Origin of the sequence: Thermus oshimai DSM 12092 (genome assembly GCF_000373145.1) — a bacterium.
Classification (GTDB): domain Bacteria; phylum Deinococcota; class Deinococci; order Deinococcales; family Thermaceae; genus Thermus; species Thermus oshimai.
On sequence record NZ_KB890602.1, the window covers coordinates 185447 to 211545 of the forward strand.

Annotated in this window: 21 protein-coding genes; 7 read left to right on the plus strand and 14 right to left on the minus strand. The window is 67.7% G+C overall.

All coding sequences use genetic code 11. From position 1 onward, the window contains the following. Window positions 1–40: 40 nt before the first annotated feature. The 4 genes from B043_RS0101115 (at window position 41) to B043_RS0101130 (ending at window position 5976) form a co-directional block, all read left to right on the plus strand. A complete protein-coding gene (locus B043_RS0101115) occupies window positions 41–1171 on the plus strand; it encodes a citrate synthase/methylcitrate synthase (protein WP_018460628.1) in 1131 nt (376 codons plus the stop codon). A 96-nt stretch (window positions 1172–1267) separates the two neighbouring features. After that, a complete protein-coding gene (locus B043_RS0101120; protein WP_018460629.1) occupies window positions 1268–3010 on the plus strand; it encodes an ABC transporter ATP-binding protein in 1743 nt (580 codons plus the stop codon). Further along, entirely contained in the window at window positions 3007–4809 is a 1803-nt protein-coding gene (locus B043_RS0101125; protein ID WP_018460630.1) for an ABC transporter ATP-binding protein, read from the plus strand. Before B043_RS0101120 ends, B043_RS0101125 begins: the two co-directional genes overlap by 4 nt. A 3-nt stretch (window positions 4810–4812) precedes the next feature. Further along, window positions 4813–5976, plus strand: coding sequence for a bifunctional folylpolyglutamate synthase/dihydrofolate synthase (locus tag B043_RS0101130; protein ID WP_018460631.1), 1164 nt, complete (start codon window positions 4813–4815; stop codon window positions 5974–5976). Here B043_RS0101130 and B043_RS0101135 read toward each other — a convergent pair. The 10 genes from B043_RS0101135 to glnA form a co-directional block, all read right to left on the minus strand. Further along, window positions 5947–6996, minus strand: coding sequence for a protease complex subunit PrcB family protein (locus B043_RS0101135; protein WP_018460632.1), 1050 nt, complete (start codon window positions 6994–6996; stop codon window positions 5947–5949). The two genes, B043_RS0101130 and B043_RS0101135, sit on opposite strands and share 30 nt — an antisense overlap. Window positions 6997–7075: 79 nt before the next feature. Beyond that, complete coding sequence (locus tag B043_RS0101140) at window positions 7076–7927, minus strand: ABC transporter permease (RefSeq protein WP_018460633.1); 852 nt, start codon at window positions 7925–7927, stop codon at window positions 7076–7078. A 4-nt stretch (window positions 7928–7931) separates the two neighbouring features. Next, a complete protein-coding gene (locus B043_RS0101145) occupies window positions 7932–8942 on the minus strand; it encodes an ABC transporter permease (protein WP_018460634.1) in 1011 nt (336 codons plus the stop codon). A 50-nt stretch (window positions 8943–8992) separates the two neighbouring features. Continuing rightward, complete coding sequence (locus B043_RS0101150) at window positions 8993–10573, minus strand: ABC transporter substrate-binding protein (RefSeq protein WP_018460635.1); 1581 nt, start codon at window positions 10571–10573, stop codon at window positions 8993–8995. 87 nt (window positions 10574–10660) lie between these two features. Then, window positions 10661–11374, minus strand: a complete 714-nt coding sequence (locus tag B043_RS0101155; RefSeq protein WP_018460636.1) for an ABC transporter ATP-binding protein — start codon at window positions 11372–11374, stop codon at window positions 10661–10663. Next, the gene (locus B043_RS0101160) at window positions 11371–12150 is read right to left on the minus strand and encodes an ABC transporter ATP-binding protein (protein ID WP_018460637.1); all 780 of its coding nucleotides are present in this window, start codon (window positions 12148–12150) and stop codon (window positions 11371–11373) included. The genes B043_RS0101155 and B043_RS0101160 overlap by 4 nt, the downstream gene beginning before the upstream one ends. Then, entirely contained in the window at window positions 12147–13466 is a 1320-nt protein-coding gene (locus tag B043_RS0101165; RefSeq protein ID WP_018460638.1) for a branched-chain amino acid ABC transporter permease, read from the minus strand. The genes B043_RS0101160 and B043_RS0101165 overlap by 4 nt, the downstream gene beginning before the upstream one ends. Next, window positions 13463–14431: a branched-chain amino acid ABC transporter permease gene (locus B043_RS0101170; protein WP_016328772.1), complete on the minus strand. Its 969-nt coding sequence runs from the start codon at window positions 14429–14431 to the stop codon at window positions 13463–13465. The genes B043_RS0101165 and B043_RS0101170 overlap by 4 nt, the downstream gene beginning before the upstream one ends. Before the next feature lie 64 nt (window positions 14432–14495). After that, window positions 14496–15665, minus strand: coding sequence for a branched-chain amino acid ABC transporter substrate-binding protein (locus B043_RS0101175; RefSeq protein ID WP_018460639.1), 1170 nt, complete (start codon window positions 15663–15665; stop codon window positions 14496–14498). 158 nt (window positions 15666–15823) lie between these two features. Next, window positions 15824–17164 carry a type I glutamate--ammonia ligase gene (gene glnA, locus B043_RS0101180; RefSeq protein WP_018460640.1) on the minus strand — a complete coding sequence of 447 codons (1341 nt, stop codon included), beginning with the start codon at window positions 17162–17164 and terminating at the stop codon, window positions 15824–15826. Window positions 17165–17362: 198 nt separating this feature from the next. Between glnA and B043_RS0101185 the strand changes: the two genes are divergently transcribed. Next, entirely contained in the window at window positions 17363–19018 is a 1656-nt protein-coding gene (locus B043_RS0101185; protein ID WP_018460641.1) for a bifunctional metallophosphatase/5'-nucleotidase, read from the plus strand. A gap of 28 nt (window positions 19019–19046) precedes the next feature. Here B043_RS0101185 and B043_RS0101190 read toward each other — a convergent pair whose 3' ends face one another. From B043_RS0101190 to B043_RS0101200, 3 genes are all read right to left on the minus strand, one after another. Then, window positions 19047–19502 carry an MOSC domain-containing protein gene (locus B043_RS0101190; RefSeq protein ID WP_018460642.1) on the minus strand — a complete coding sequence of 152 codons (456 nt, stop codon included), beginning with the start codon at window positions 19500–19502 and terminating at the stop codon, window positions 19047–19049. Beyond that, window positions 19484–20152 (minus strand): c-type cytochrome, encoded by a 669-nt coding sequence (locus tag B043_RS13280; protein WP_018460643.1) that lies wholly within the window; start codon window positions 20150–20152, stop codon window positions 19484–19486. The genes B043_RS0101190 and B043_RS13280 overlap by 19 nt, the downstream gene beginning before the upstream one ends. A gap of 121 nt (window positions 20153–20273) precedes the next feature. Next, the gene (locus tag B043_RS0101200; protein ID WP_018460644.1) at window positions 20274–21494 is read right to left on the minus strand and encodes a sulfite oxidase; all 1221 of its coding nucleotides are present in this window, start codon (window positions 21492–21494) and stop codon (window positions 20274–20276) included. 181 nt (window positions 21495–21675) lie between these two features. Here B043_RS0101200 and mutS point away from each other — a divergent pair, with 181 nt between their 5' ends. Both mutS and mutL read left to right on the plus strand, forming a co-directional pair. Continuing rightward, entirely contained in the window at window positions 21676–24090 is a 2415-nt protein-coding gene (gene mutS, locus B043_RS0101205) for a DNA mismatch repair protein MutS (RefSeq protein WP_018460645.1), read from the plus strand. Beyond that, on the plus strand, window positions 24087–25694 hold the full coding sequence (gene mutL, locus B043_RS0101210) for a DNA mismatch repair endonuclease MutL (RefSeq protein WP_018460646.1): 1608 nt from the start codon (window positions 24087–24089) through the stop codon (window positions 25692–25694). Before mutS ends, mutL begins: the two co-directional genes overlap by 4 nt. Here the strand turns inward: mutL and rraA are convergent. Beyond that, a complete protein-coding gene (rraA, locus tag B043_RS0101215; RefSeq protein WP_018460647.1) occupies window positions 25603–26091 on the minus strand; it encodes a ribonuclease E activity regulator RraA in 489 nt (162 codons plus the stop codon). The genes mutL and rraA overlap by 92 nt on opposite strands. Between the last annotated feature and the right edge of the window lie 8 nt (window positions 26092–26099).

Genomic DNA, 26099 nt, shown 5'->3' on the forward strand with positions numbered 1-26099 from the left:
TGGAGCGGAAGCACCCCGTGGGGTGCGAAAGGAGGAACCTATGGAAGTGGCGCGGGGTTTGGAAGGCGTGCTGTTCACGGAAAGCCGGATCTGCTTCATTGACGGGGAGGCGGGCCGGCTCTACTACTGGGGCATCCCCATCCAGGAGCTGGCGGAGAAGAGCACCTTTGAGGAAACCACTTTCCTCCTCCTGAAAGGCCGGCTACCCACCAGATCCGAACTGGAGGCCTTCCGAAAGGACCTGGCCGCCCGCCGGGCCCTGCCCCAGCATCTTCTGGACTCCTTCCGCCGCTACCCCAGGGAAGCCCACCCCATGAGCTTCCTGCGCACCGCGGTGTCGGAGCTCGGGATGCTGGACCCCAAAGAGGCGGACATCTCCGAGGAGGCCCTGTACGAAAAGGGCCTGGACCTCATCGCCAAGTTCGCCACCATGGTGGCCGCCAACAAGCGCCTCAAGGAGGGGAAAGAGCCCCTACCCCCCCGGGAGGACCTCTCCCACGCGGCCAACTTCCTCTACATGGCCACCGGCCAGGAGCCCTCCCCTGAGCAGGAGAGGCTCATGGACGCGGCCCTGATCCTCCACGCGGAGCACGGTTTCAACGCCAGCACCTTCACCGCCATCGCCGCCTTCTCCACCGAGACCGACCTCTACTCCGCCATCACCGCCGCCGTGGCCTCCCTCAAAGGCCCCCGGCACGGCGGGGCCAACGAGGCGGTGATGAAGATGATCCAGGAGATCGGGGAGCCCGAGCGGGCCCGGGCCTGGGTGCAGGAGAAGCTCGCCAAGAAGGAGCGCATCATGGGCATGGGCCACCGGGTCTACAAGGCCTTTGACCCCCGGGCCGGGGTCCTGGAGCGCCTGGCCCGCCTGGTGGCGGAGAAGCACGGCCACTCCAAGGAGTACCAGATCCTGAAGATCGTGGAGGAGGAGGCGGGGAAGGTCCTGAACCCCCGGGGGATCTACCCCAACGTGGACTTCTACTCCGGGGTGGTCTACTCCGATCTGGGCTTCGGCCTGGAGTTCTTCACCCCCATCTTCGCCGTGGCCCGCATCTCTGGCTGGGTGGCCCACATCCTGGAGTACAAGGCCCTGGACAACCGCCTCCTGCGGCCGGACGCCAAGTACACCGGGGAGCTGGACCGGCCCTACGTGCCCCTCGAGGCCCGCTGAACGCTGGGGCCAGCCCGGAACCCCCGGCCACGGCCGGGGGTTTCTTTGGTGGCCCTACCCCCACACCCCCATGGGCCTTGACGTAAACTGGAAGCCATGACCGACCGGTCAGCCTCTCAGCTTCTGGCCCGGCTCTACCCCTACGTGGCCCGCTACCGGGGCCGCTACCTTCTGGGGGTTTTGGCGGGGCTGCTCTCCATCTTTTTCTTCGTCCTCTTCCCCTACTTCCTCAGGCTTACCGTGGATGCGGTGCGCGAGGGCCGGCCCTACACCCTGTATGTCCTCTACCTTCTCCTCTCCGCTTCCTTCACAGCCCTCCTCAGCTGGGCCATGCGCCGCCTGGCGGTGGTGGCGAGCCGCCAGGTGGAGTACGACCTTAGGAAGGACCTCCTCCACCACCTCCTCCGCCTGGACCGAAGCTTTTACCAGGCCACCCGCGTGGGGGACCTGATGAACCGCTTGAACACCGACCTCTCCGCGGTGCGGGAGATGGTGGGGCCGGGGATCATGATGGGCAGCCGCCTCACCTTCATGGTCCTCCTGGCCTTCCTCTCCATGTACGCGGTGAACCTGCGCCTGGCCCTTTACCTCACCCTGATCCTCCCCCTCATCTTCCTGGCCATGGCCTACCTCCTCCGCCTGGTGGACCGCCGCTACCGGGAGGCCCAGGAGGCCTTTGACGCCATCAGCACCCTGGCCCAGGAGGCCTTCAGCGGCATCCGCGTGGTGAAGGGCTACGCCCTGGAGGGGCGGATGCTGGCCCGCTTCCAGGACCTGAACCGGGTCTATATGGGGAAGAGCCTGGCCCTGGCCCGGGTGGAGGGCCCCATGCACGCCCTGCTGGGCTTTCTCATGGGCTTCGCCTTCCTCACCGTCCTTTGGGCCGGGGGGGGCATGGTGGTCCGGGGGGAGCTTTCCGTGGGCCAGCTGGTCCAGTTCAACGCCTACCTGGCCCAGCTCACCTGGCCCATCCTGGGCTTGGGATGGGTTCTTTCCATGTACCAAAGGGGCCTCACCAGCCTGAGGCGGCTTTGGGAGCTTTTTGATGTGGAGCCCAAGATCCGTGACCAAGACCCCCTGCCCCTCGCCCCTGAGGACCTCTCCGGGGAGGTGCGCTTTGAGGGGGTGGGCCTTACCCTGGAGGGGCGGCGGGTGCTTCGGGACATCACCCTCACCGTGCCCGAGGGCATGACCCTAGGGATCACCGGGCGCACGGGAAGCGGGAAGAGCCTCCTTCTCGCCCTCATCCCCAGGCTTCTGGACCCCGCGGAGGGGCGGGTTCTGGTGGGGGGGGTGGACGTGCGGAGGATCCCCCTCCTCACCCTCCGCCGCCTGGTGGGGGTGGCCCCCCAGGAGCCCTTCCTCTTCAGCGAAACCCTCTTTGAGAACATCGCCTTTGGCCTGGACGAGCCCGATCCCGAGCGGGTGGAGTGGGCGGCTAAGCTTGCGGGCATCCACGAGGAGATCCTCGCCTTCCCCAAGGGCTACGAGACCCTTCTCGGGGAGCGGGGGGTCACCCTCTCCGGGGGGCAGAGACAGCGGGTGGCCCTGGCCCGCGCCCTGGCCAGGAGGCCCAAGATCCTCATCCTGGACGATGCCCTAAGCGCGGTGGACACGGAGACGGAGGCCCGCATCCTGAAAGGGCTTAAGGAGGTTCTGGGCCGCCAGACCACCTTCCTGGTCTCCCACCGCACGGCCACCCTGCGCCACGCGGACTGGATCGTGGTCCTGGACGAGGGGCGCATCGTGGAGGAGGGGACCCACGAGAGCCTCCTCGAGGCGGGGGGGCTTTACGCGGAGCTGGACCGGATGCAGCGCCTCATGGAGGTGGAGGGATGACGGAGGACGCCTACAGCAAGACCTTTGACCGGGTGCTCTTCGCCCGCATCCTGGCCTACGTCCGCCCTTACCGCCTGCAGGTGGGGTTGGCCCTCCTCTTCCTCCTCCTCGGCACCCTCACCGCCGCGGCCACGCCCCTCTTCTTCAAGTGGGCCATTGACGGGGCCCTGGTGCCCCGGTCGCCCACGCCCCTGGACGAGCGCTTTGCCTTCCTCCTTTGGGTCAGCCTGGGCTTTCTCCTGGTGCGGGCCCTCAACTTCGCCGCCACCTACGGGCAGACCTACCTCATCCAGTGGGTGGGGCAAAGGGTGCTCTTTGACTTGCGCACCGCCCTCTTCGCCAAGCTCATGCGCCTCCACCCGGGGTTTTACGACCGGAACCCCGTGGGCCGCCTCATGACCCGGGTGACCTCCGACGTGGACGCCATCAACCAGTTCATCACCGGGGGGCTGGTGGGGGTCATCGCGGACTTCTTCACCCTCTTCGGCCTCCTGGCCTTCATGCTGGTCCTAAGCCCCAAGCTCACCCTGGTGGTCCTCCTGGTGGCCCCCATCCTCCTCTGGGCCACGGCCTGGGTGCGGAAGGGGATGCGGGAGGCCTACCGCACCATGCGCCTCAGGCTGGCCCGGCTCAACGCCGCCCTGCAGGAAAACCTCTCCGGGGTGGAAACCATCCAGCTTTTTGCCCGGGAGGGGGCGCGGGAGGCCAAGTTTGACCGCCTGGCCCAGGACCTCCTCCGGGCCTGGGTGGAGATCGTGCGCTGGTTCGCCCTCTTCTTCCCCCTGGTGGGCTTTTTGGGGGACCTGGCGGTGGCGAGCCTCCTCTACTACGGCGGCGGGGAGGTGGTGCGGGGGGCGGTTTCCCTGGGCCTCCTCGTGGCCTTCGTGGACTACACCCGCCAGCTTTTCCAGCCCCTCCAGGACCTCTCGGACAAGTTCAACCTCTTCCAGGGGGCCATGGCCAGCGCGGAGCGCATCTTCGGGGTCTTGGACGCGGAGGAGGAGCTTAAGGATCCGGAAAACCCCAAGCCCATCGCCCGCTTCCGGGGGGAGGTGGCCTTCCGGGACGTGTGGCTGGCCTACACCCCCAAGGGGGTGGAGCCCACGGAGAAGGACTGGGTGCTCAAAGGGGTTTCCTTCCACATCCGCCCCGGGGAGAAGGTGGCCCTGGTGGGGGCCACGGGGGCGGGGAAGACCAGCGTGGTGAGCCTTATCGCCCGCTTCTACGACCCCCAGCGGGGCCAGGTGCTCATTGACGGGGAGGACGTGCGGAACTACCGCCAGGAGGAGCTCCGCCGCCACATCGGCATCGTCCTCCAGGACCCCTTCTTGTTCTCGGGCACCATCCTGGAGAACCTCCGCCTCTTCAACCCGGAGATCCCCGAGGAGAAGGTGGTGGAGGTGGCCCGGTTCCTGGGGGTGCACGAGGCCATCCTGCGCCTGCCCCAGGGGTACCAGACCCGCGTGGGGGAGAGGGGGGCGGGGCTTTCCACCGGGGAGAAGCAGCTTCTCGCCCTGGTGCGGGCCCTCCTGGCCAGCCCCGACATCCTTCTCATCCTGGACGAGGCCACGGCCAACGTGGACACGGAGACGGAGAGGAGGCTCCAGGAGGCCCTCTACAAGGCCATGGAGGGCCGGACCTCCATCATCATCGCCCACCGCCTCTCCACCATCCGCAAGGTGGACCGCATCCTGGTCTTCCGCAAGGGGCGGCTCCTGGAGGAGGGGCGGCACGAGGAGCTTCTGGCCAAAGGGGGGTACTACGCCACCCTCTACCGGCTCCAGTACGCGGAGCATTAGGCCATGGAGTACCGGGAAGCCCTGGCCTGGCTCTACAGCCGGCGGCGAGAAGGCCCGAGGGGGGTGGGGCGGGTTCTGGGGCTCCTCGAGGCCCTAGGCCACCCCGAGGAGGCCTTCGTGGCGGTCCACGTCCTCGGCACCAACGGGAAGGGGAGCGTGGTGGCCTACCTGGAGGCCGCCTTCCGGGCCGCGGGCCTCCCCTACGGGGCCTACACCAGCCCGCACCTTTTGGACTTCCGGGAAAGGATCCGCACCCACCTGGGGGAGATCCCCGAGGAAAAGGTGGTGGCCTTCGTGGAGTGGGCCAGGGGGCAGGCCTTCCCTGAGCCCCCGGGGTTTTTTGACCTGGCCACCGCCTTAGCCTTCCTCCACTTCCGGGAGGTGGGGGCGGCCTACGCCGCGGTGGAGGCGGGGGTGGGGGGGGAGAAGGACGCCACCAACGCCCTAAAGCGGGTGGCCCTCACCGTCCTCACCAACGTGGGGGAGGACCACCTGGAGGCCTTAGGGGGCTCCTTGGAGGCCGTGGCCCGGGACAAGGCGGGGGCCATCCGGAAGGGGGTGCCGGTGGTCACGGGGGTGAGGGGGGTGGGGCTTGGGGTGGTGCGGGAGGTGGCCGCTTTCCGCCAGGCGCCCCTTTACCTCCTGGACCCGGAAGACCCCCTCTTCGCCCTCCCCGCGCCCCCCGCCCTAAGGGGGGCCTTCCAGGAGGAAAACGCCCGCCTGGCGGTGGCCGCCCTCCGCCTCTTGGGCTTCGCGGAGGAGGCCATCGCCCGGGGGCTACGGGAGGCCCGAAACCCTGGGCGCTTGGAGCGCTTCCTGGTGAGGGGGGTGGAGGTGTATCTGGACGGGGCCCACAACCCCCCGGCGGCGGAGGCCCTGGCCCGGGAGTTTTCCGCCTACCACCTCCTCTTCGGGGCCTTTCCCCGGAAGGACATCGGGGGGGTTCTGGCCCACCTCCTTCCCAAGGCCAAGACGGTGCGCTACGCCCGGGCGGGGGAGGGGGCCTCGAGGGTGGGGGAGCCCTTCTTTGAGGACCCCAAGGCGGCCCTGGAAGACGCCCTGAAGGCCGCCCAACGGGACGGCCTTCCCATCCTGGCCACGGGCTCCTTGTACCTGGTGGGGGCCTTGAGGGGCCTTCTAGCGGGCCTCCGCCAGGACCCGCCCTGAGGGGTCGGCGAAGACCACCCGGTCCACCCGGGGAAGCTCTAGGAGGACGTAGGGGCTGGTGAGGGCCTGGGTGACGATGGCCCCCCTGGGGGGGCTCTTGAGCTCCAGGACCACCCGGGCGGTGGTGCCGCTAAAGGTCACCCCCACCACCTCGAGGCCGTACCCCCCCGTGGGCTTCAGCCCCCAGAAGAAGGCGGCCACGGTGCGGGTGCGGAAGTCCACGCTGGGGGCGGGAGGGCGGGGGATGCGGTTGCCCACCACCAGGTTCCAGACCTCCGCGAAGCGGGTGGGGTCCTTGGCCAGGAAAGCCCGGGGCTCTTCCTCCATGTAGGCGGCGTTGGTGCCCCGGTCCAGGAGGCGGTAGCTGGGGGCAGGAGGGCTCACCAGCTCCACTCTAAGCCCGTACTGGACCAAAAGGGCCTCCACCCCGTAGGCCATGGGGGTGGGTTCCAGGGAAAGGGGCTTCAGGACGGGCTCCGAGAGGTGGAACAGCACCACCTGCCGCCCGCCCCGCCGGGCCAGGACCTCCCGGAGGAGGACGGCGGTTTCCGAGGGGAGGAAGGCGGGGAGGTCGGGGGTGCGATAGTCCATGGGCTGGACCAGGCTCCGCCGTTCCCCGGCCCTTAGGGGCCCGGTGAGCTGGACCCAGCCCGTGCCGTCGTAGAGCCAGGTGGCCCGTAAGGGAACCTCCGCGCGCACCTCCAGGGCGTTTCCCGCCAGGCCCCGTACGGCCTCCGCCTGGGGCTTTAAGGCGGGCCCCACCTCCCTAAGGACCGGGCTTCCCTCCACCCACAGGGCCCGGGGCATGGCCCAAAGGCTTTCCCCCTTGGCCGCCTCCAGCCTTAGGACCTTCCCCCCTACCTTCACCTCCCGGGGTTCCCCGTAGAAGTAGGTCCAGCGCTCCGTGCTCTCGGGGAAGAGGAGCTGGGCCTCCTTCACCCAGTAGCCCGAGCTTTCCAGCACCAGCTCGCACCCCGCCAGGGCCGTGGCCCCGAGGAGAACCATAAGGGTCTTGCGCATGGTTCCATCATAGGGCCAAGGGAGCCCTTTGGGGGTTTAGCTTCTCTTAAGCCCTTGGAAGCGCCTTCATTTGGGGCACTTAGTGCCGGCTTCTCGGGTCCAGGGCGTCCCTTAGGCCGTCCCCCAGGAGGTTGAAGGCCAAAACGGTGAGCATGATGAAAAACCCGGGGAAGATCATGGTCCAGGGGGCGTTCATGGCGTAGCCCCCTTTGAAGCTGTCGGCGATCATGGCCCCCCACTCGGGGGCGGGGGGCTGGGCCCCCAGGCCTAGGAAGCCCAAGGCGGCGGCCTCGAGGGTGGCGGTGCCGATGGAAAGGGTGGCCTGGACGGTAAGGGGCGGAAGGGTTCCGGGCAGAAGATGCTTCAGGAGGATCCGCCCCGAGCCCGCCCCCAGGGCGTGGGCCGCCTGCACGTAGTCCTGCTCCCTTAAGGAGAGGACCATGGAGCGGGCCAGGCGGATGTACACCGGCACCTGGACGATGCCGATGGCCAGCATGGCGTTTTGCAGGCTGGGGCCCGAAACCGCCACGATGGCGATGGCCAGAAGGGTGCCGGGAAAGGCCAAGAGGAGGTCGGAAAGCCAGAGGATCCCCAGCTCCACCCGGCCCCGGAAAAACCCTGCCAGAAGGCCGAGCAGGGTGCCCAGGACCAGCCCGATGCTTACGGAGATGACCCCCACCTGCAAAGAGATGCGGCTTCCGTGGAGCACCCGGGTGAAGATGTCCCGCCCCAGGTGGTCGGTTCCGAAGGGGTGTTCCAGGGAAGGGGGCTTAAGCCGGTTCAGGTAGTCCCGGTCCGTGGCGGGGTCGTAGGGCTTAAGCACGGGCACGAGAAGCGCCAGGAGGACCAGGGCCAGGGTGAGGGCGAGGCCCACCCGGCCGGAGGGGGAACGTAGGAAGCGCTTTAAGGCTTTTCGGGTTGGGGTTTCCATGGGGTCACCTGTACTGAATCCGGGGGTCTAGGAGGGCGTAGGAGAGGTCCACCAGCAGGTTGACCAGCACGAAGGCCAGGGCCACCACCAAGACCCCCGCCTGGACCACGGGGTAGTCCCGGTTGAGGATGCCCTCGTAGATGTAGGAGCCGATGCCCGGCCAGGAGAAGATGGTCTCCGTGAGGATGGCCCCACCTAAAAGGGTGCCGAACTGCAGGCCCACAATGGTCACCACGGGGAGGAGGGCGTTTTTCAGGGCGTGCTTCAGGATGACCTGGCGTTCGGCCAGGCCCTTGGCCCTGGCGGTGCGCACGTAGTCCTGGGAGAGGACTTCCAGCATGGCGCTGCGGGTGATGCGGGTCAGGATGGCTAAGGGGATGGTCCCCAGGGTGAGGGCGGGGAGAAGGAGATGGCGCAAGGCGTCCCAAAGCACATCCCCCCGGAGGGCGAGGAGGCTGTCCAGAAGGAGAAAGCCGGTTAGGGGGCGGAAGTCTATGGCCAGGTCGGTGGAAAGCCTGCCCCCTGTGGGGAGCCAGTGGAGGTTTACCGCGAAGAGGTAGACGAGGAGGAGGCCCAGCCAGAAGACGGGCATGGAAACCCCCACCAGGGAAAGGCTCATGGAAAGGGTGTCCAGGAGGCTGTTCTTGCGCACCGCGGCCAGGATGCCCACGGGAATGCCCAGGGCCACGGCCACCAGGGTGGCCGCCAGGGCCAGCTCAAAGGTGGCGGGCCAGCGCCGTTTGAGCTCGTCGGCCACGGGGATGGTGGAGACCGCGCTGGTGCCCAGGTCCCCCGTGAGGACGCTCTTCAAAAAGGTGAGGTACTGCACGTACAGGGGCCGGTTTAGCCCCAGCTTCTCCCGCAGGGCCTCCAGCTGCTCCGGGGTGCCCCGCTCCCCCAGGATGGCCTGGGCGGGGTCCCCGGGGATGAGCTGGAGGAAGAGGAAGACCAGGAGGGTTATGCCGATGAGCACCGGGAAAAGGCCCAAAAGGCGTCTGAAAATGTAGCTCCACATTTGGGTGTACGAAGCCCGGACCCCCCTTGGGGGGTCCGGGCTAAAACGCGTTACCGCTTCTCAATGGTCTCAAAGGACTCGGAGCCCAAGGGGCTTGGCGTCCAGCCGGTAATGTTCTTCCGCTTGGCCAGGAGGGGTTGGGAGTGGACGATGGGGATGCGGAGGGCGAGGCTATGGGTGAGCTCGTCCGCCTGCTGGTAGAGCCGCTTCCTCTCCTCGGCGTTGGCGCTAGTGGCGGCCTTGGTGAGGAGGTCCCCCAGCTCCTTCACGCAAAGGGTCTTGCCGGAGGCGTCAAAGAGGTCGGTGATGGGGCAGGCGAAGTGGGGGTCGTAGAAGTTCTGCGGGTCGCCGTAGTCCCCCGTCCAGCCCAGCATGTAGGCCTGGAAGCCAGGGGCCTGCTTGCGGTCGTTCAGGTAGCTGGCCCAGTCCTTGGTCTGGAGCTTCACCCGGATGCCGATGGCCGAGAGGTCCGCGGCCATGGCCTCGGCGATCTCCTTGGGGGTGGGGAAGTAGGGCCGGGAGACGGGCATGTACCAGAGGTCCATCTCAAACCCATTGGGGTAGCCCGCCTCCGCCAGGAGGGCCTTGGCCTTTTGGGGGTTGAACTCGTAGTCCGTCACCTTAGGGGACTGGAAGGCCTTCATGGAGGGCGGGGTGAAGTGGCCGTCCGTCACGCCCAGCTTGCCCCAGAAAGCCTGGACGATGGCCTTCTTGTTGATGGCCATGGCGATGGCCTGGCGCACCCGGGGGTCGGAGAAGGGCTTGTGGGAGGGGTTCAGGGCCAGGTAGCCCACGTTGAAGGAGGGGCGGTAGACGGGGTCCAGGTTGCGGTCGGCCTCGAGGTCCCTCAGGTTGGCCGGGGGGATGTCGGTGGTGAAGTCAATGGTCCCGGCCTTGAGGGCCGCCAGCCGGGCTGCGGGGTCCCGGATCACCCGGAAGACCACCCGGTCCACCTTGGGGAAGCCCTTCTTCCAGTAGTTCGGGTTCTTCTCCAGGACCACCTGCTCCCCGGGCCGCCACTCCACCAGCCGGAAGGGCCCGGTGCCCACCGCGCTTCCCGTGGGGGAGCCGTACCTGGCCCCATCCTTCTGGATGGCCGCGGGGCTGGCGATGCCGAAGTAGCCGGCGGCGATGGCCGCGGGGAAAGCGGGGAAGGGCTGGGAGAGGACGAAGCGCACGGTGTACCTGTCCACCACCTGGACTTCCTTCAGGATGGACCCGGGGTCGCCCTTGAAGCCGCCGAAGAGTTCGGGCCAGATCTCGTAGCGGGCGGCGGCGTCAATCCGGGTGGGGTTCTTGGGGTCCCACCAGCGCTCCACGTTGAACTTCACCGCCTCGGCGGTGAGCTCCGTGCCGTCGTGGAACCGCACCCCTTGGCGCAGGCGGAAGGTCCAGCTCTTGCCGTCGGGGGAGCTGAACCAGCTGGTGGCGAGCCCCGCCGTAAGCTCCGTGGAGCCGGGCTTGAAGTCCACCAGGGTGTCGTAGATCTGGCGCTGGACGTAGATGGAGATCCCGTCCGTGATGTTCCCGGACTCGAGGCTCACGGGCTCCCCGTTGGCCCCGAAGACCAGGGTCTTCTGGGCCAGACCGAGCCCCAGCGCCACCAAAAGGCCTAAGACCGCTCGTTTCATACCCACTCCTTTCCAGGGGTTCCCCCCTTTTGGCACGGACCAAGTATAAAGCGCCCCTTTCGGGGCGCGCAAGCCTGAGGAAACGCTTCAGCCCTCCCCCAGGTAGGCCTTCTGCACCTCGGGGTTCTGGGCGAGCTCCCTTGCGGGGCCTTCCAGGCTGATCTCCCCCGTGGCCAGGACGTAGCCCCGGTGGGCGATCTGCAGGGCCAGGCGGGCGTTTTGCTCCACGAGAAGGATGGTCTTCCCCTCCCGGTTGAGCTTAAGGATGGTTTCAAAGATGAAGTCCACCAAGACCGGGGCCAGGCCCATGGAGGGCTCGTCCATGAGGAGGATCCGGGGGTTTTGCATCAGGGCCCGGCCAATGGCCAGCATCTGCTGCTCCCCCCCGGAAAGCGTCCCCCCCTTCTGGCCCCGGCGCTCGTAGAGCCGGGGGAAGAGGGCGAAGACCATCTCCTTCCGCTCCTGGACAACTTTTCGGTCCTTCTCCAGGTAGGCCCCGATCTCCAGGTTCTCCTCCACCGTAAGCCGGGGGAAGATGCGCCGGCCCTCGGGCACGTGCCCCACCCCTAGGGCCACGATCTCGTGGGCGGGCAGGCGGTGGATGGGCCTCCCCTGGAAGCGCACCTCCCCCTCCCTGGGCTTCACCAGGCCGCTGATGGTCCTCAAGGTGGTGCTCTTCCCGGCCCCGTTGGAGCCGATGAGGGTCACGATCTCTCCCTCCTCCACCCTTAGGGAAACCCCTTTCAGGGCGTGGATGTGCCCGTAGTAGGTGTGGACGCCCTTGAGCTCCAAGAGGCTCATGCCGCACCTCCCGCGGCCCCCTTGCCCAGGTAGGCCTCGATGACCCGGGGGTTCTGCCGCACCTCCTCGGGGGTGCCCTCGGCGATCTTGGAGCCGTACTCCAGCACGGCGATGCGGTCGGAGATGCGCATCACAAGGCGCATGTCGTGTTCAATGAGGACCACGGTGATGCCAAGCTCGTCCCTTAGCTTCTGGATGAAGGCCTGAAGCTCCTCCGTCTCCCTGGGGTTCATGCCCGCGGCGGGCTCGTCCAGGAGGAGGAGCCTGGGCTTCAGGGCCAGGGCGCGGGCGATCTCCAGCCGGCGCTGCTCCCCGTAGGGGAGGTTCTTGGCCAGCTCGTCCTTCCGGTGGAGGAGGCCCACGTACTCCAATAGCCGCTTCGCCTCCTCCTCCGCCCGCTTCTCCTCCTTCCGGGCCAGGGGGGTGCGGAGGAGGGCGTGGAAGTAGGGCACGCGGATGTGGATGTGCATCCCCACCAGGAGGTTTTCCAGAACGGTCATGGCCCCGAAGAGGCGGATGTTCTGGAAGGTGCGCCCCACCCCTTCCTTGGCGATGCGGTCCGGGGAGAAGCCCGTCACGTCCTTGCCGAAGAGGAGGATTCTCCCCTCGTCGGGGGCGTAGATCCCCGTGAGGAGGTTGAAGAAGGTGGTCTTGCCCGCCCCGTTGGGGCCGATGACGGAGAAGATCTCCCCGGGGTTGACCTCGAGGCTCACCTTGTTCACCGCCACCAGCCCCCCGAAGCGCTTGGTGGCGCCGTGCACCTCCAGGGCCTTCATGCTTCCTCCATCTCCGCCCGGTGGCGCTTTTCCGGGATTAACCCCTCGGGCCGGAAGATCATCATGAGGACCAGGATAACCCCGAAGACCAGCCTTTCGTACTTGGCGGGGTCCACTTGGCTCGGGATCTGGGGCAGGCTGGTGCGGACGAACTCGCTAAAGGTCTTGAGCACGTCCAGGTTCAGGATGGTGAGGGCCGCCGCCCCCAGGATGGCCCCGGGGATGGAGCCCATCCCCCCCAGGATCACCATGGCCAGGATGGTGATGGAGGCGAGAAGGGTGAAGGACTCCGGGGAAACGAAGGTCCGTTGCGCGGCGAAGATGACCCCCATGACCCCGGAGAAGGCCGCCCCGGTCATGAAGGCCAGGAGCTTGGTGGGCAGGAGGGGGATGCCCATGGAGCGGGCGGCGATCTCGTCCTCCCGGATGGCCACCCAGGCCCGGCCGAAGCGGGAGTTGGCCAGGTTCAGGTTCACCAGCACCACCAGCCCGATCATGAGGAGGACCAGGAGGTAGAAGAAGAGCTGGTAGTCCGTGCGGGCATCCAGCTGGAGGCCTAGGGAGGCCGCGAGGCTGTGGAACCAGTCTATGGGGGGGCGCTGTACGGGGGTGATGCCCTGGGGCCCGTTGGTGAAGTTGATGGGGTGGTCCAGGTTGTTGGCCAGGATGCGCACCACCTCCCCCAGGCCCAGGGTGACGATGGCCAAGTAGTCCCCCCGGAGCCTTAGGGCGGGGAGGCCGATGAGGAGGCCGGTGATGGCGGTGGTGACGATGGCGATGGCCATGAAGAGGTACATGTACTCCCCGGGCAGGGGGAAGTTCCCTTGCAGGAAGTTTTTGGCCTGCTCGCTCCCGAAGATGGCCCAGGTGTAGGCCCCCACGGCGAAGAAGGCCGCGTAGCCCAGGTCCAAAAGCCCCGCCATCCCCACCACCACGTTGAGGCCCAGGGCCATGGCCGCGTAGATGCCGATCTGGATGCCGAGCTCAAAGATGAAGGTGTTGGCGAACCCCGCGATGGGCACGGAAAGGAGGAGGATGGCGAGGCCCAAAAGGATCTGGAGAAGGCGGGGCACCTTCAAGGTGGTGAGGGCCACCAGGATGCCCACGAGCCCGATGAGGCCCAGGGTGTTCCCCGAGGCCCTGAGCCCCAGGGTGAACCCCAGGGTGAGGAGGGCCAGGCTAAGCCCCCTTTGGCTCGGGGAGAGGCGGCCAAAGGCGGTGACCCCTAGGGCCAGAAGGCCGAAGAGGGCGCTTAGGGCCCCCGGGGCCAGCCAGGTGAAGAGGAGGAAGCCAAGGGTGAGGGCGAGGGCGGTCATACCTTCTCCTTAACCACCTGCCCCAGGAGGCCCTGGGGCCGCACCAGGAGGATGAAGATGAGGATGAGGAAGGCCACCACGTCCTTGTACTCCGTGCCGAAGTTGCCGTTCGTGAGGATGGGCAGGTAGGTGCCGAAGAAGTTCTCCAGCTGCCCCAAAACCAGCCCCCCCAGCATGGCCCCCGGGATGTTGCCGATGCCCCCGAGCACCGCCGCGGTGAAGGCCTTGATGCCGGGGAGGAAGCCCACGTAGGGGTTCACCGTGGTGTACATGAGGGCGAAGAGGACCCCCGCCACCCCGCCCAGGGACCCCCCGATGAGGAAGGTGCGGGAGATGACCCTATCGGGGTCAATCCCCATGAGGCTGGCGGTGGAGAGGTCCTGGGCCACCGCGCGGATGGCCACCCCCAGCTTGGTGCGGTTCACCAGGTAGGTGAGGCCCACCAGCATGAGGATGGAGACCACGATGACGATAAAGGCCTTGGTCTGGGCGAAGATGGCCCCCCCGAAGAGCTCCACCGAGCCCTCGAGGGCCTCCACGGTGCGCATCCTGAGGAAGAACTCGTTGTGCCAGAGACCTTCGATGAGCCGCACCAGGTCCTGCAGGATGAAGGACACCCCGATGGCGGTGATGAGGGGCACCAGGCGGTTGGTGGTTCCCCGCTTCCTCAAGGGTCGGTAGGCGAAGCGCTCCACCAGGATGGCCGTGCCCCCGGCGATGAGCCCGCCCAGGAGGAGGGCCAAGAGGAGCAAAAGGTAACCGTTGGGGAGGGCGGGGGCCAGGTAGCGGAACACCTCCACCCCCACCACCGCCCCGATCATGAAGATCTCCGAGTGGGCGAAGTTGATGAGCTCCAAAACGCCGTACACCATGGTGTACCCCAGGGCCACCATGGCGTAGACGAAGCCCAAAAGGAACCCGTCAAAAATGACCTGGGGAAGAAGAACGAGGATCTGTTCTAGCAAGATGCCTCCTTTTTCCCGGCACAAGGGGTGGCCTCGCGGGCCACCCCTTGGCTACGCCAGTTTCTTACCTCGCCGCGGGGGGCGCCACTTCCACCACGCGGATCAGCTTGTTGTCGGCCCAGTTGCCGGTGCCCGCCACCTGCATGATGAAGTACTTGGCCTTCTTGATGTCGCCCTTCTCGTCAAACTCGATGGTGCCGGTGAGGCCTTCCAGCTTGACCTCCCGCACGGCCTTGGCCACCTGCTCCCGGGTGGGCTTCCGGCCGCCGTTGTCCTTGATGGCCTTCTCCAGGGCGGTGAGGATCACGTTGGCTGCGTCGTAGGCGTATATGCCGAAGCCCTCCGCCTCCTTGCCGTACTTCTGCTTGAAGCGCTGGGCGAAGGCCTTGGCCTTGGGGAAGGCGGAGACGGGGCCGGCCACGGTGGTGTAGTAGGTGCCCTTGGCGGCCTGGGAGCCCGCCAGGCGCTCAAACTCGCTGGAGTCCAGGCCGTCGCCGCCCATGAGGCGGGTGGTGACCCCCCGCTCGCGGAGCTGCTTCACGAAGGGCCCGATCTGGCTGTAGATCCCCCCGAAGTAGATGAGCTGGGGGATGGGCCTAGCACCCCGGATCTGGTTGATGATGGGCACGAAGTTGGAGGTCTCCTCCGTGCCCACGAAGGCCACCACCCGGCCGCCCAGGGCCTCAAAGCGCTTCTTGAACTCCTCCGCCAGGCCCTGGCCGTAGGCGGTCTTGTCGTGGATCACGAAGGCCGTGCGCACCCCCAGGTTGTTGAAGGCGTACTCCGCCCCCGCGGGGCCCTGGACGTCGTCGCGGCCGCAGATGCGGTTCACGTTGGGGAGCTTGCGGTCCGTGACCCGCGGGTTGGTGTTGGCCGGGGAGACCATGACCAGGTTCACCCGGGCGTAGACCTCGCTGGAGGGGATGGCCACCCCGGAGTTCAGGTGCCCCACCACGCCCAGGATGTCGGGGTCGTTGATGATGCGGTTGGCGTTGGCCACGCCCACGTCGGGGTTGGCCTGGTCGTCGTAGGGGACGAACTGGAGGTCAAAGCCCAGCTGCCTAAAGCGGGCCTTGGCCTCCTCCACCGCCAGCTCCGCCCCCAGCTTGATCTGCTCCCCCAAGGCCGCCTGGGGGCCGGAAAGGGGGGACTGGGAGGCGATCTTGATGACGTTCTGCCCCAGGGCCATCCCCAGGGCGGCTACACCTGCTACCACTAAGCCCAGCTTCCTCATAGCTCACCTCCTGAAGAAGAGCACGCGTTCGCGTTGCGGCCCCATTCTACGAGGGGGGTAGGGCCTTTTGTCAACGCCCCCTTGAAAGTTTATGCCTGACCCATGGGTCACAAAGGCTTCCCCGCCGGGGATGCCCCCGGCGGGTATGCGTAGGGCCCTTAGTAGGTGGCCAGGTACTGGTCCAGCTCCCACTGGTGGACCGTGACCCGGTAGTCGTCCCACTCCATCTGCTTGGCCTGGAGGAAGTGGGTGTAGACGTGTTCGCCCAGGGCCTCCTGGATCACCGGGTCCTTCCTAAGGGCCTCGAGGGCCTCCCTTAGGGTGCCCGGAAGCTCGCGGATCTTGTGCTTGCGCCGCTCGCGCACGGTCATCTGGTAGATGTTCCGCTGGATGGGGGGCGGAGGGAGGAGCTTGCGCTCAATGCCGTCAATTCCCGCCGCGGCCATGACCGCCAGGGCCAGGTAGGGGTTGGCGGAGGGGTCGGGCATGCGCAGCTCCGCCCGGGTGCCCACGCCCCGCCGGGCGGGGATGCGGATCATGGCGGAGCGGTTGGAGGCGGACCAGGCGATGTTGGTGGGGGCCTCGTACCCCGGGGTGAGGCGCTTGTAGGAGTTCACCAGGGGGTTGGTGATGGCCACCATGCCCTCCGCGTGCTCCAGGAGCCCGGCGATGAAGTGGAGGGCGGTCTGGGAGAGCTGGTACTCGGCCTTGGGATCAAAGAAGGCGTTCTCCCCGTTCTTGAAGAGGGAGAGGTGGGTGTGCATGCCGCTGCCGTTGATGCCCCGGATGGGCTTGGGCAGGAAGGTGGCGTGGAGGCCGTGGTTGATGGCGATGCGCTTCACCACCCACTTGAAGGTGGCGATGTTGTCCGCGGTGGTGAGGGCATCGGCGTACTTGAAGTCGATCTCGTGCTGGCCGGGGGCCACCTCGTGGTGGGAGGCCTCGATCTCAAAGCCCATGGCCACCAGGGCGTTCACCATGTCCCGCCGGGCCTCCTCCCCCTTGTCAATGGGGGCCAGGTCAAAGTAGCCGGCCTTGTCGTGGGTTTCCACGGTGGGGAGGCCCTCGGGGGTGCGGAGGAAGAGGAAGAACTCGGGCTCGGGGCCGGCGTACATGTTGTCAAACCCGAGCTTTTTGAGCCGCTCCACCTGTCGCTTCAGGACGTAGCGGGGGTCCCCCTCGAAGGGGCGGCCGTCAGGGTAGTGGACGTCGCAGATGAGCCGGGCCACCCGCCCCCGGGCCGGGTCCTCCACCAGGTCGGGCAGGATGACGAAGGTGTTGTAGTCGGGCCTGAGGAGCATATCGGACTCCTCAATGCGGGTGAAGCCCTCGATGGAGGAGCCGTCAAACATGATCTCCCCGTCTAGGGCCTTCTCAAACTGGGAGGCGGGCACCTCCACGTTCTTCACCACGCCCAGGATGTCCGTGATCTGCAGGCGCAAAAACTTGACGTCGTTGGCCTTTAGCTCTTTTAAAATCTCCGCTTTCGTGTAGCCCATGGCCTCCTCCTCTGCCAAAAATCGGGGGATTTTTGCCGCTTTTCTCCCCCGATTTGCGCAGAGCGTACCACAAAACTTGACCATCTGTCAATATTTTCTTGAACGCTCCGACCAAAGGGTTCCTTTGAAAGGATATGCGGCCTTGCCCCTGACGCTCCCCTGACAGGGCGGGGTAGACTAGAGGCCGGAGGTCTAGGTATGCAAAGGCGGGATCTATTGAAAGCCGGTGCGGCCCTGGGGGCCCTGGGGCTAGGCCTTGGCCGGGCCCAGGGGGCCTTCACCCTCACCCTGATCCACACCAACGACACCCACGCCCACCTGGAGCCCGTGGAGCTCACCCTTTCGGGGAAGAAGACCCCCGTGGGCGGGGTGGCCCGCAGGGTGGCCCTCTTTGACCGGCTCAGGGTTCAGGCCAAAAACCCCCTGTTCCTGGACGCGGGGGACGTGTTCCAGGGGACCCTCTACTTCAACCAGTACCGGGGCCTGGCGGACCGTTACTTCATGCACCGGGCCCTCTACCGGGTCATGGCCTTGGGGAACCACGAGTTTGACCTGGGGCCCGGGCCTTTGGCGGAGTTCCTGCGGGGGGCGCGCTTTAAGGTGGTCTCGGCCAACGTGGATGTTTCCCGGGAGCCCAGGCTCCAGGGGCTTTTCGCCCCTTACGCCGTGGTCCAGGTGGGGGGGGAGAAGGTGGGCGTCATCGGCCTCACCACCCCGGACACCAAGGAGATCGCCAACCCCGGGCCCACGGTGGACTTCCTGGACCCCTACGAGAGCGCCCAGAAGGCGGTGTACGAGCTCCTGAAGCGGGGGGTGAGCAAGATCGTGGTCCTCTCCCACCTGGGCTACGGGGAGGACCTGAAGCTGGCCCGCAGGCTTGTGGGGGCGCAGGTCATCGTGGGGGGCCACTCCCACACCCTCCTCGGGAGCTTCCCCCACAAGGAGCTCACCCCCGCGGGGCCCTACCCCACGGTGGTCAAGAACCCCGAGGGGAAGGACGTGCTGGTGGTCCAGGCCTGGGAGTGGGGGAAGGTGGTGGGGCTTTTGGAGGTCACCTTCGGCCCCCAAGGGGAGCTTTTGGCCTACAAGGGGGAGGCCCTCCTCATGACCCCCGAGGCCGCTCCAGAGGACTTCTTCGCCAAGGAGGCCCTCCTGGCCTACGCCCAGCCGGTCATGGCCCTCATGGCCCAGGTCATCGCCGAGGCCAAGGTGGACCTCATCGGGGAAAGGACGGTGGTCCGCAGGCGGGAGAGCAACCTGGGGAACCTCATCGCGGACGGGATGCTTTGGAAGACCAAAGGGGCCGGCACCCGCATCGCCCTCCAGAACGGGGGCGGCATCCGGGCCACCATCCCCAAGGGCCCCATCACCGTGGGCAAGGTCTACGAGGTCCTGCCCTTCGGCAACACCCTGGTGGTCATGGACCTTAAGGGGCGGGAGATCCTCGAGGCCCTGGAGAACGGGGTATCCCAGTGGGAAGGGGCGGCGGGCCGCTTCCTCCAGGTTTCCGGCCTCCGCTACGCCTTTGACCTTTCCCGGCCCGCGGGGAGCCGGGTGGTGCGGGTGGAGGTGAAGGAGGGGGAGGGGTACCGGCCCCTGGACCTCGAGGCCACCTACCGGGTGGTGACCAACAACTTCATCGCCGCCGGGGGGGACGGGTTCACCGTCTTGAAGAACGCCCAGGGCTACCGGGTGGACACGGGCTTCAGCGACGCGGAGAGCTTCATGGACTACCTCAAGGAGCTCAAGGAGGTGGCCCCCGGGGTGGAGGGCCGCATCGAGGTCCTGAACGAGCCCAAGGGGGAGAGGCCTGCCTATTGGGCCTACGCTACCCCCGAAAGGGTAGGGGTATAAGGGCAAAGCCAAGCCCCCGGGGGCTTGGCTACTCCGCGGGCACCAAGACCTGCACCGGGTCCCCCACCTGCACCACCCCACCCCGTAGGATCCGGGCGTAGACCCCCCGGCCCCCGTAGAGGAGCTTGGGGAGCCTGAGGTCAAACCGGGAGAGGCTGGCGCAGACCGTGCAGACGGAGGAAAGCTCCAGTAGCGCCTCGCCCACCTCCAGGCGGGCTCCGGGGGGGAGGTCGTGGGGGTCCAGGTCCAGGAGGAGGTTCTCCCCCAAGGCCCCGTAGGGGATGGATATGCCCGCCCCCTCGGCCCTCTGGTAGGCGGCAAGGCCCGCCACCAGGACCGCCCTATCCGGGTCCCGCCCCGCGTGCCGGTCCCCCAGGGCCCCATGCCCCGCCACCAGGGTGAGGGCCTCCACCCGGGGTTTGGGGAGGCCCTCCCCGGTGCCCAGGTGGAGGGAGACCACCCGCCCTAGGGCCGGAGCCGCCATACCTCCTCCGGGCTTAGGGGTTTGGCCCGCGCCTGGGCCACCTCTCCCGGGGTGAAGGGCTTGAAGCCCTGGGGGGCCTTCCAGGCCACCACGTGGTTCAGCACCAGGGCGATCTCCTCGTCGGAGAGCCAGCTAAAGCCGGGCATCACCCCGTTGTAGCTGGCCTCGCCCACCCGGATCTCCCCCTGCAGGCCGTGGAGGAGGACATGGAGGAGGTAGGTGCGCCCCCCTTCCGTGGCGGCCCAGGGGCCCACGTGGGTGAGGGGCGGGAAGCTGGGAGGGTTCCCCTGCCCCTCGGGCCCGTGGCACCCCATGCAGTTGGCGTACACCTGGGCCCCGGTTTTGGCCGCCTGGGTGGGGGCAGGGGAGACGGGCGGCGGGGTGGTCCCCAGGTAGGTGGCCAGGTAGTCCAGGATGCCGGCCCGTTCCTCGGGGGTGAGCTTCAGGCCCTGGAGGGCCATCTCGTCCAAGACGGCATCCCAGCGCGCCCGGGAAAGCCGCTCCCGCGCCACCAGGCCCAGGTCGTGGCAGGCCTGGCACTTGGCCAAGACCAGGTCCTTGCCCAGACCCTCGGGTAGGGTGTACTGGCTTAGGGCCCAGTAGCCGAGCAAGCCCAGTAAGGGCACCGTCAGGAACAGGAATCGCTTCATTTCCATTACTCTACCCTAGGGGTGTATCCTTCGTCCGCGCCTCGGCTTACCCTTTTCGGAAGGCCAGGGCTTAAGCGCCCGGGGGCCCCCCGCCCCGGGAGGGGCCCCCAAGGTGTAGGGTTTAGGCCACGGTGAAGCGGACCCGCATCACCCCGTTCCACTCGTAGCCCCGCTCGTTCCAGGCCAGGTTGCCGTCCAAGGGCTGGCTCCGCCCGGCCGCGTCCCAAGCCCGGGCCATGATCTCGTGAGCCCCGGAGCGCAGGTAGAGCGTCCTCCGCCAGCGTATCCAGCCGAAGCTCCGCTCCGTCTTCTCCAGTTCCGCCTTGAACCAGGTCCGGCCCCCGTCGGCGGAGAGCTCCACGCTTACGATGGGGACGATGCCGTCGTTGAAGGCCACCCCTTCCACCCGCACGTAGGGGCCCTCCACCGTCTGGCCTTCCAAGGGGGCGAAGATGAAGCTGTTCACGTTCACCAGCCAGTTGGGGCGGGAGGTGGCGAAGGTGTAGGTGTAGCGCCCCCCGGGTTCCTGGGGCAGGAAGGGCAGGTGGGTGTTGGGGATGGCGGGCACCCGGTAGCGGGGCATCTGCTCGGCGGTGGTGTTCTCCGCCTCCGCGAACTCAATCTTCTGCACCCACTTGACGTTGTTCACCCCAAAGAAGCCGGGGAAGACCAGCCGCACCGGCCCCCCATGGACCGCAGGGAGGGGCTCCCCGTTCATGGAGAGGGCCAGGAGGGCGTTCTCCAGGGCCTGGATGGGCACGCTGCGCACGAACTCCGCCGCCCCGCCCTGCCGGCTGGCGTGGGCGGTGATGAAGAGGGCCTTCTCCGTGGGCTTGGCCCCCTTGGCCGCCAGAAGGTCTTTGAGCTTGACCCCGCGGAAGGTCACGTTCCCCACCCCGCCCCGGCCCCACGGGTTGCCCGAGGTGCGGGGCTGGTAGAAGGAGCGGCCGTTCCCCGAGCACTGGAGGACCATGGTGACCTCGCTTTGGGGGAGGTTCAGGAGCTCCTTGGCCTCCAGGGTGAAGGGTTTGTCCAAAAGGCCGCCCACCTCAATGGACCAGCCCTCGAGGCTCGCCCCCTCCACGGTGTTGTACCCTGCCAGGTCTACGTTGTTGCGGATGTAGAGGATCTCCTTGGGGGTCCTTTCCGGCTGGCTTACCAGGAGATCGTAGGGGGTTTCCAGCACCACGGGACGCTGGGAAAGGACGATGAGCTTGGCGTTTTTGCCCTTCACCAGCTGGTCCGCGGTGGGGGCCTGCTGGGCCAGCCCCCGGCCCATGGCCAGCGCCGCCGCCCCCAAGCCCATAAGCTTCAAGGTGGTTCGCCGGTTAAGCTTCTCCATACCCTACTCCTCCTGCCCGGTGGGACGTTCGTCCCTTGGTTTCCGGTTGAGCTTAAGCTAGACCCCCGAGTCTACCCCTGTCAAGTAGGGGGTATAAGCCTTTCGGGGGGTGTTTCCCAAGGGAGTTCTTAACTGTTTCCAAGAGGGTATCCTCCCCCCTTCGGGCGCTATCATGGGAAGTATGCTCAAGGGCGAAGGCCCCGGTCCCCTGCCCCCCCTCCTCCAGCAGTACGTGGAGCTCAGGGACCGCTACCCGGACTACCTCCTCCTCTTCCAGGTGGGGGATTTCTACGAGTGCTTCGGGGAGGACGCAGAAAGGCTGGCCCGCGCCCTGGGCCTGGCCCTCACCCACAAGACCAGCAAGGACTTCACCACCCCCATGGCCGGGATCCCCATCCGGGCCTTTGACGCCTACGCAGAGCGGCTTCTCAAGCTGGGCTTCCGCCTGGCCATCGCCGACCAGGTGGAGCCCGCGGAGGAGGCGGAAGGGCTCGTAAGGCGGGAGGTGACCCAGCTCCTCACCCCGGGGACCCTGGTCCAGGAGGCCCTCCTCCCCCGGGAGGCCAACTACCTGGCGGCCATCGCCACCGGGGACGGGTGGGGCCTGGCCTTTTTGGACGTCTCCACCGGGGAGTTCAAGGGCACCCTTCTCAAGAGCAAAAGCGCCCTTTACGACGAGCTCTTTCGCCACCGGCCCGCGGAGGTTCTCCTGGCTCCGGAGCTACGGGAAAACCCAGCTTTTCTGGAAGAATTCCAAAAACGATTCCCCGTGATGCTCTCCGAGGCCCCCTTTGAGCCCATGGGGGAAGGCCTCCTGGCCCTGAGGCGGGCCCAGGGGGCCCTCCTCGCCTACGCCCGCTACACCCAGGGGGAGGCCTTTAGCCCGAGACCCTTCCGCCCCTACGACCCCGGGGCCTTCATGGGCCTTTCCGAGGCCACGCTTAGGGCCCTGGAGGTCTTTGAGCCCCTCCGGGGGCAGGACACCCTGTTCGCCGTCCTGGACGAGACCCGCACGGCCCCGGGCCGCCGCCTCCTCCAGGCCTGGCTCCGCCACCCCCTCCTGGAGGCGGGCCCCATCGAGGCCCGCTTGGACCGGGTGGAGGCCTTCGTGCGGGATTCGACCCTTAGGGAAGGGGTGCGCCGGCTTCTCCACCGGGTTTCGGACCTGGAGCGCCTGGCCACCCGGCTGGAGCTCGGCCGGGCGAACCCAAAGGACCTCGCCGCCCTGAGGCGCACCCTGGCCGTCCTTCCCGAGCTTTCCGCCCTTTTGGGGGAGGGCTTCCCCTTGCCCGAGCTTGGGCCCCTCAAGGAGGAGCTGGAGGCCGCCTTGGTGGAGGACCCCCCCTTGAAGGTTTCCGAGGGGGGGGTGATCCGGGAGGGGTACGACCCCGAGCTTTCCGCCCTGCGCCGGGCCCACGAGGAGGGGGTGGCCTACTTCCTGGCCCTGGAGGAACAGGAGAGGGCGCGCACGGGCATCCCCACCCTCAAGGTGGGCTACAACGCGGTCTTCGGCTACTACCTCGAGGTCACCCGGCCCTACTACGACCGGGTCCCCCCCGAGTACAAGCCCCTCCAGACCCTAAAGGACCGCCAGCGCTACGCCCTCCCTGAGATGAAGGAGAAGGAGCGGGAGCTTTACCGCCTGGAGGCCCTGGCGAGGAGGCGGGAGGAGGAGGTCTTCCAGGCCCTAAGGGAGCGGGCCAAGCGGGAAGGGGAGGCCCTGAGGGAGGCGGCCAGGCTCCTTGCGGAGCTGGACGTGTACGCCGCCTTGGCGGAGGTGGCGGTGCGCTACGGGTACGTCCGGCCCCGTTTTGGGGAGCGCCTTTTCATCCGTGGGGGGCGGCACCCGGTGGTGGAACGGCGCACGGCCTTCGTCCCCAACGACCTGGAGATGGACCACGGGCTCGTCCTGGTCACGGGGCCCAACATGGCGGGGAAGTCCACCTTCCTGCGCCAGACCGCCCTCATCGCCCTTCTCGCCCAGATGGGGAGCTTTGTGCCCGCGGAGGAGGCGGTGCTTCCCCTTTTTGACCGCATCTTCACCCGCATCGGGGCCGCGGACGACCTGGCGGGCGGGCGGAGCACCTTCATGGTGGAGATGGAGGAGGTGGCCCAGGTGCTGAGGGAGGCCACGGAAAAGAGCCTCGTCCTCCTGGACGAGGTGGGCCGGGGCACCTCCAGCCTGGACGGGGTGGCCATCGCCACCGCGGTGGCCGAGGCCCTGCACGAGAGGCGGTGCTACGCCCTCTTCGCCACCCACTACTTTGAGCTCACCGCCCTAAACCTCCCCCGCCTGAAAAACCTCCACGTGGCCGCCAAGGAGGAGGCGGGGGGGCTGGTCTTCTACCACCAGGTCCTCCCCGGCCCCGCCTCCAAGAGCTACGGGGTGGAGGTGGCCCAGATGGCGGGCCTCCCGAGGGAGGTGGTGGAGCGGGCCCGCGCCCTCCTCCAGGGCCTCCTGGCCCGGCGGGAAGGGGCCTTGGAGGGGGTGCTGGAGCGCCTTCTCGCCCTGGACCCGGACCGCCTCACCCCCCTCGAGGCCCTGAAGGTCCTCCACGAGCTTAGGGCCCTGGCCCTGGGCCTTGTCCGGTCATGATCCGCCCCCTGCCCGAACCCCTTAGGGCCCTCCTCGCCGAGGGGGAGGTCCTCCTGGGGCTAAAAGACGCGGTGCGGGAGCTTTTGGAAAACGCCCTGGACGCAGGGGCGAAGAGGGTCAAGGTGGAGCTTTGGGAGGGGGGAAAGGCCCTTGCCGTGGAGGACGACGGGGAGGGGATCCCCTTCGCCGAGCTTCCCCTGGCGGTGGCCCCTTTTTCCACCAGCAAGCTCCTAGACCCCGAACGGATCGCCACCCTGGGCTTCCGCGGCCAGGCCCTCTACGCCCTGGCCCAGGCCGAGGCCCTAAGGATCCGCTCCCGCCCCCGGGCGCAGGTGGGGGGCGGGCTCCTCCTGGTGGAGCGGGGGGAGGTCCGGGCCCACCGGGAGGTCCCCGCCCCCCCGGGCACCCGGGTGGAGGTGCGCTTCCGCGAGGCCCCCGGGAAGGGGGAGGCGCGGGAGGTCCTCCTCCTCCTCAAGCGCTACCTCCTCCACCACCCCCACCTGCACCTGGTCTTCTTCGCCGAGGGGAAGGCCCTCCTCCTTTTTCCCGGCGCGGGGCTTAAGGAGGCGGCCCGGCTCCAGTTCGGCCGGGTGCTCTCGGAAAGGCTCTTCCCCGTCCGGAAGGAGGGGGAGGGGATGGTCCTGGAGGCCCTTCTCTCCCGCCCTGAGGCCTCGAGGACCGGCCCCGAGGGGCTCTTCCTTTCCGTGAACGGCCGCCCCGTGGCCCTGCCCAAGGGGGTGCTCCTCCTCCTCCGCCGGGCCTACCGGGAGCTCCTCCCCGAGGGGCACTACCCCTACGGGGTCCTGAACCTCACCCTGCCCCCGGCGGCCTTCCGCCTGCGCCTGGACGCCAGGAAGGAGGAGGTGCGGCTTTCTTCCGAGGCCGAGGCCTTCCTGGAAGAGGCCCTAAGGGAGGCCTTCGCCGGGGAGGACCTGGCCCGGACCCTCCCCGAAAGAGCCCTTTCCGCCCTGAGGCCGGTCCAGGCCCTGGCCCGCCCCCGCCTCAAGTACCTGGGCCAGTTCCGGGAAAGCTACCTCCTGGCCGAGGCGGGGAGCACCCTCTACGTGGTGGACCAGCACGCGGCCCACGAGCGCATCCTCTTTGAGGAGCTAAGGAAGAAGGTGGCGGAAGGGCCTGCTCCCCTTCCCAAGCCCCTTCTCGTTCTCCTGGAGCCCGAGGAGGCCCTAAGGCTTCCTGAGCGGGAGGAGGCCCTAAGGGCCCTTTTCGCCTTTGAGCCCTTTGGCCCGGGAAGGGTGCGCCTCCTGGGGGCCCCTTCCTTCCTCCACCCCTACCCCCTCCTCCTCCCCGAGGTCTTCCGGGAGGTCCTTAGGGAAGAGGGAAAGAGCCTAAGGGGGCTCCTGGCCCGCCTGGCCTGCCTCCCGGCCCTCAAGGCCGGCCACCCCCTGGCCCAGGCGGAGGGGCAGGCCCTCCTGGACGCCCTCCTCGCCTGCGAAACCCCCTGGGCCTGCCCCCACGGAAGGCCCACCCTCCTCGCTTTGGAGGAGGCGGAGCTCATCCGCCGCTTTGGCCGCCGCTCGGGGGTGCGGGGAGGAGGAGAAGGCCGTCCTCATCGGCCACCAGAAACTGCCCGGGAAGAACCCTAAGCCCCAAAAACTCCACCGGCACGTCCACCTCCCCCACCCCCGCCTTGGCGCTCTTCTTGGGGGTGGTGCCCAGGGCCTTCACCCCCAAGGGGAGGGCCCTAAGCTCCGCTGCGTCCCGCACCGCCCCGTGGACCACCACCCCCCTAAAGCCCCGTTCCAGGGCCAGCCGGGCTAGGTTGCCCCCGAGGAGGGCGGTGCGCAGGCTTCCTCCGCCGTCGATCACCAGGACCTCGCCCCCCTCCTCCAGCACCCGGCGCACCAGGAGGTTGTCCTCCAAGACCCTAAGGGTGCGCACCCGCCCAAAGAAGCGCGCCCGGCCGCCAAAGTCCTTGAGGAGGCCGGGGAGGTAGGGGGCCTCGGGAAAGCGGTCGGAAAGGTCCGCGGTGGTCCAGTCCATGGCGGATA